Source organism: Acidovorax sp. KPB24-07 (genome assembly GCF_057543315.1).
In genome coordinates this window covers 1-6154 of record NZ_BAAJYS010000223.1, presented here as the reverse complement: position 1 = coordinate 6154, position 6154 = coordinate 1, and the positions used below count along the sequence as shown (strand labels likewise).

4 protein-coding genes are annotated in these 6154 nt (G+C 67.5%); 3 read left to right on the top strand and 1 reads right to left on the bottom strand.

All coding sequences use genetic code 11. The features are described from left to right. Positions 1–2417 (bottom strand): ATP-binding protein (locus AC27IQ_RS17740; RefSeq protein WP_487090247.1); only part of this gene is annotated, 2417 nt, incomplete at its 3' end. 173 nt (positions 2418–2590) lie between these two features. Between AC27IQ_RS17740 and urtA the strand changes: the two genes are divergently transcribed. The 3 genes from urtA to urtC all read left to right on the top strand — a co-directional run. After that, positions 2591–3856: an urea ABC transporter substrate-binding protein gene (gene urtA / locus AC27IQ_RS17735; RefSeq protein ID WP_272549824.1), complete on the top strand. Its 1266-nt coding sequence runs from the start codon at positions 2591–2593 to the stop codon at positions 3854–3856. A gap of 205 nt (positions 3857–4061) precedes the next feature. After that, on the top strand, positions 4062–4976 hold the full coding sequence (gene urtB / locus AC27IQ_RS17730) for an urea ABC transporter permease subunit UrtB (RefSeq protein ID WP_284394685.1): 915 nt from the start codon (positions 4062–4064) through the stop codon (positions 4974–4976). Between the two features lie 49 nt (positions 4977–5025). Further along, positions 5026–6154 (top strand): urea ABC transporter permease subunit UrtC (urtC, locus tag AC27IQ_RS17725; protein ID WP_487090246.1); only part of this gene is annotated, 1129 nt, incomplete at its 3' end.

Sequence of the window (6154 nt, the reverse complement as noted above, 5' to 3'; positions counted from 1 at the left end):
AGGTTGATGAGGATCTGGCGCAGCCGCTTTCCATCGGCCCGGATCCAGTCCGGCACGGTGCCCAGCGTCTCCACCACGAAGGCCAGGCCCCGGGCCTCGGCCTGCGGGCGCAGCATGCCTTCGACGTTGCGGATCAGCTCGGCCAGCGGCAGCGGCGCCAGGTCCAGCCGCAGCCGGCCCGCCTCGATGCGGGCCAGCTCGAGCGAGCCGTCGATCAGCGCGTGCATGTGCTGGCCGCTGTGCTGCATGGTGGACAGCGTCTCGCGCATCCAGCCGTCGGTCTCGGGGTTCTTGAGCAGGATCTGCGTGTAGCCGAGGATGCTGTTGAGCGGCGAGCGCAGTTCGTGCGTCATGCCGGCCACGTAGCGCGTCTTGGCCATGCTGGCGGATTCGGCCCGGTCCTTGGCGGCCTGCAGCTCGGCATCGGTGCGCTTGTGGGCTTCGATCTCCTGCAGCAGCAGCTGCGTCTGCCGCTCGGACTCGTCCTGCGCCATGCGCCGGCTGTCGGTGCTGAGCACCACCCACCAGGCGCACACGGCCGCCAGCAGGGACAGCAGGGCGAACACCTTCAGGAACGGGGTGCGCAGGAACTGGGCCGGTGTCTCCAGCCCCTCCTGCACATAGACCACGCCCACCAGGAACGCCATCACCGCGCACAGCGACACCAGCACCATCAGGTACTGGCCGAGGCGGAAGTTCACCCGGGCCGCCCAGGTGCGCGGCAGCAGCAGCGCGGCCACCGCGCGCAACTGGTCGGCCGCGCGCGAGCCGGTCTTGCAGCGGTCGTGGCAGCGCGATTCGAGCGAGCAGCACAACGAGCAGATGGGCGCGCCGTAGGCCGGGCAGCGGGCCATGTCTTCGGACTCGAACGGGTTCTCGCACACGGCGCAGCGCACGGACTCGCCGGGCTTCCACAGCGTGTCCGGCATGCGGGCCAGGTAGTAGCGCCCGCCGGTGGCCCAGGCCAGCAGCGGCGACAGCGCCATCGACAGCGCCAGCGCGATGAAGGGAGAGAACGCGGCCGCATGGTCGCCCAGCAGGCCGGCGTAGGCGCAGCAGGCCACGGCGGCGGCCAGCACCATGGCCCCCAGGCCCACCGGGTTGAAGTCGTACAGGTGCGCCCGCCGGAACTCGATGCCCCGGGGCGACAGGCCCAGCGGCTTGTTGATGACGAGATCGGCCACCAGCGCGCCCACCCAGGCGATCGCCACGTTGCTGTACACGGCCAGCACCTTCTCCAGCGCGCCGAACACGCCCAGCGTCATCAGCAGCGTGGCGATGCCCACGTTGAACACCAGCCACACCACGCGTCCCGGGTGGCTGCGCGTGATGCGGGCGAAGAAATTGGACCAGGCGAGCGAGCCCGCGTAGGCATTGGTCACGTTGATCTTCACCTGCGAGACCACCACGAACACCACCGTGACCGCCACGGCCAGGCCCGGCAGCCCCAGCGCCTGCATGACCTGCTGAAAGCCGGCCAGGAACATCTGCGTGGGCTCGGCCGCGCGGTGGGTACCCACCTCGAACTGCAGCGCGGCGAAGGCGAGGAACGCGCCGCCCGCCATCTTGAGCATGCCCATCACGATCCAGCCCGGGCCGGCCACCAGCACCGCGCCCCACCAGCGCCAGCGGTTGGCGGCGGTGCGCTCGGGCAGAAAGCGCAGGATGTCCACCTGCTCGCCGATCTGCACCACCAGGGAGAAGATCACCGCCGCCGCGGCACCGAACATGAGCGGATCGAACTGGCTGCTGCCGCTCTTGAGGCCCGACAGCCCCGCGAAGTCGCGGTACAGCTGCGGCTGCGCGAGCGCGATCCACACGAAGGGCAGCAGCAGCAGGAAGAGCCACAGCGGCTGTGTCCACGCCTGCAGCCGGGAGATGAGCGTGATGCCGCGCATGGCCAGCGGCAGGATCACGAGGGACGACAGCACATAGCACCACTGCAGCGGCCAGTCCACCACCATCTGCAGGGCCAGCGCCATGATGGCGGCCTCCAGCGCGAAGAAGATGAAGGTGAACACCGCGTAGATCAGCGAGGTGATGGTGGAGCCGAGGTAGCCGAAGCCCGCGCCGCGCGTGAGCAGGTCCATGTCCAGCCCGTAGCGCGCCGCGCAGTAGGCGATCGGCAGGCCGGTGAGAAAGATCAGCACGCCCACCGCCAGGATGGCCCACATCGCATTGGCGAAGCCGTAGTTGAGCGCGATGGCGCCGCCGATGGCTTCGAGCGCCAGGAACGACAGCGAGCCGAACGCCGTGTTGGCCACGCGCCATTCGCTCCAGCGCCGAAAGCCCTTGGGCGTGTAGCGCAGCGCGTAGTCCTCCATCGTCTCGTCGGCCACCCAGGCGTTGTATTCGCGGCGGAACCGAAAAATGGTCTGCGGCGCGGTCTGGGGGGTGGGCGGTGCGATCGGGGCCATGCCGGGCCTGCATGCAAGAAACGTTCTTGTCCGCGCCGTGCGCCGGGGCCGGGTGGGCGGCTACGTCAATTGACGTATGGGCGCGCAGCAGGGTTGTCCCTAATCTTGGCCCCAGCGCGGAACCACCGACGCCGTCCAACCACCCCGTATTGCCTGTTGCAAGGAGCGCTCCCATGAAGCACCCCCTCGATCCGAATGTCTCCCCCCTCCTGGCCGCGGATGCGGGCCGCCGCCGGCTGCTGCAGGCCATGGGGGCCGCCTCGGTGGCGGGCCTGCCCGCGTGGTCCTTCGCGCAGCCCACGGCGCAGGTCAACACCACCAAGCTGGCGGTGACGGACACCGAGGTCACCGTGGGCCAGCTGCATTCGGCGACCGGCACCATGGCCATCTCGGAGACGGGATCGATCCAGGCCGAGCAGCTCGCCATCGACCAGATCAACGCCATGGGCGGCGTGCTGGGCCGCAAGATCAAGGTCATCAAGGAAGACGGCGCCTCCGACTGGCCGACGTTCGCCGAAAAGTCCAAGAAGCTGCTCATCAACGACCACTGCGCCGCCGTGTTCGGCTGCTGGACCAGCGCATCGCGCAAGGCCGTGCTGCCCGTGTTCGAGAAGGAGAACGGCCTGCTGTACTACCCCACGTTCTATGAGGGCCTGGAGCAGTCCAAGAACGTGATCTACACCGGCCAGGAGGCCACGCAGCAGATCCTGTACAGCCTGGAATGGGCCAAGACCGAGAAGAAGGCCAAGACCTTCTTCCTGATCGGCTCGGACTACATCTGGCCGCGCACCTCGATGAAGATCGCGCGCAAGCACGTGGAGAACTTCCAGAAGGGCAAGGTCGTGGGCGAGGAGTACTACCCGCTGGGCAGCACCAACTTCGGCTCGCTCATGAACAAGATCAAGGTGCAAAAGCCCGACTGCCTGTTCGTCGCCGTGGTGGGCGGCTCCAACGTGGCGTTCTACAAGGCGCTCAAGGCGGCGGGCATCACGGGCGACAAGCAGCTGCTGGTGACGCTGTCGGTCACCGAGGACGAGATGACCGGCGTGGGCGGCGAGAACTTCGCGGGCTTCTATTCGTCGATGAAGTACTTCCAGTCGCTGGACAACGAGAACAACAAGAAGTTCGTGGCCGCCTTCAAGGCCAAGTACGGCCCCAACGCGGTGATCGGCGACGTCACGCAGGCGGGCTACCTGGGTCCCTGGCTGTGGAAGGCCGCCGTCGAGAAGGCCAAGAGCTTCGACGTGGACAAGGTGGTGGCCGCATCGCCGGGCATCGAACTCAAGACCGCGCCCGAGGGCTACGTGAAGGTGGACGCCAACCACCACCTGTGGAGCAAGTCCCGCATCGCGCAGGGGCTGCCGGACGCCACATTCAAGGTGGTGGCCGAATCGCCCGAACTCATCAAGCCCGATCCCTTCCCCAAGGGATACCAGTGACCACCCCCTGAGGCGCTGCGCGCCTTCCCCCTCTCTCGCTGCGCGGGAGGGGACGACACCCTCGGTGCGGGGCGACCCTTCCTCGGTGTCTCCGGCATGAGGCCGCGCCGGTCGTCAGTCCCGCGCCTGGTGCGGGACCGTTGTGAGGGCGGCACTGCCGCATCGGGTTTTTTCCTTTGATGGGCTTGCACGCAGGAGCTGCACCATGACCTTTTCCGAAATGATGAACATCGGCCTGATGCAGGGCTTCGCCGGCCTGAGCCTGTTCGCCGTGCTGCTGCTCATGGGCCTGGGGCTGGCGATCATCTTCGGCCAGATGGGCGTCATCAACATGGCGCACGGCGAGTTCATGACCATCGGCGCCTACACCATCTACCTGGGCTCCACGCTCGCGTCCACGCACGCGCCGCAGTGGATGCCGTTCTATTTCCCGCTGGCCATCGCCGCGGCCTTCGGCTTCGCGTTCATCGCGGGCTGGCTGGTGGAGTGGGGCCTGATCCGACACCTGTACAAGCGCCCACTCGACACCCTGCTGGCCACCTGGGGCATCAGCCTGGGGCTGCAGCAGTGCTTTCGCACCTTCATCGGCCCCAAGGAAGTGAGCCCGACCCTGCCTGACTGGCTGCTCGGATCGTGGGCGCCCGCCGAGGGGCTGGACATTCCCATCAACGGCCTGTTCGTGCTGGCGCTCACGCTGGTGGTGACGGCGGGCGTGCTGCTCGCGCTGCACAGGAGCCGCTGGGGCCTGCGTGTCCGCGCCACGGTCAGCAACCGGGTGATGGCCAACGCCATCGGCATCGATACGAAGAAGACCGACCGACTCACCTTCGCCATCGGCTGCGGTATCGCGGGGGTGGCGGGCGCCGCGTTCACCACCATCGGCTCCACGGGGCCCACCTCGGGCTCGCTCTACATCGTCGATGCGTTCCTCGTCGTCACCTTCGGCGGCGCGGCGAGCCTGCTGGGCACGGTGGTGTCGGCCTTCGGCATCGCGCAGACGCAGTCGATCACCGAGTTCTTCCTGGCCGGCTCCATGGCCAAGGTGATCACGCTGTCGCTGATCGTGCTGATCCTGATGGTGCGGCCGCAGGGCCTGTTCGCCTCGAAGGTGCGCCGCTGAGCGCGCGCCCACTGCTTTGCCCCCACCCTGCACCCACCGGAGTCGTCCCATGAATGCCCTCAAAGCCTGGATCCTGCGCTACCAGTTGGCCAGCCTGGTGCTGCTCACGGTGCTGCTGGCCGTGGTGCTGCCGCTCGCCCTGGACATCTTCCGGCTGAACCTCGTGGGCAAGTACCTCACGTATGCCTTCGTGGCCATCGGCCTGGTGATGGTGTGGGGCTATGGCGGCGTGCTCAGCCTGGGGCAGGGCGTGTTCTTCGGTCTGGGCGGCTATGCCATGGCGATGTTCCTCAAGCTCGAAGCCTCCGACCCCGTGAGCACCAGGATCCAGTCCACGCCCGGCATCCCCGACTTCATGGACTGGAACCAGATCACCGAGCTGCCCGCCTTCTGGGTGCCTTTCAAGAGCCTGCCGTTCGCGCTGGCGGCCGTGATCGTGGTGCCCACGCTGCTGGCCTGGATCGTGAGCTTCGCCATGTTCAAGCGCCGCGTGGGCGGGGTCTACTTCGCCATCATCACGCAGGCGGTGGCGCTGATCTGCACGGTGCTCATCATCGGCCAGCAGGGCTACACGGGCGGCGTGAATGGCATGACCGACCTGAAGACCCTTTGGGGATGGGACACGCGCACCGACAGCGCCAAGTACATCCTGTACTACGTGTGCGTGGCACTTTTGGTGCTGTCCATCGTGCTGTGCCGCTTCATCCAGACCAGCAAGCTGGGCACGCTGCTGCTGGCCATGCGCGACAAGGAAGACCGCGTGCGCTTCTCGGGCTACGACGTGGCCAATTTCAAGGTCTTCACCTTCTGCCTGGCGGCGGCGCTCTCAGGCATCGGCGGTGCGCTGTTCACGCTGCAGGTGGGTTTCATGTCGCCCAGCTTCGTGGGCATCGTGCCGTCCATCGAGATGGTGATCTACGCCGCCGTGGGGGGGCGCATGAGCCTGGTGGGCGCGGTGTACGGCACGCTGCTGGTGAACGCGGGCAAGACGTACTTCTCGGAGAGCTTTCCCGACCTGTGGCTGTTCCTCATGGCGGGGCTGTTCATTGGCGTGACCATGGCCTTCCCGCTGGGGCTGGCCGGCCTGTGGGAAAGCCGCATCGTGCCCTGGTGGAAGGGCCGCCGCGAGGCCCTGCGCCAGGCGGCGGTGCCCGCGCCGCAGGCCGCCGCGGTACGCA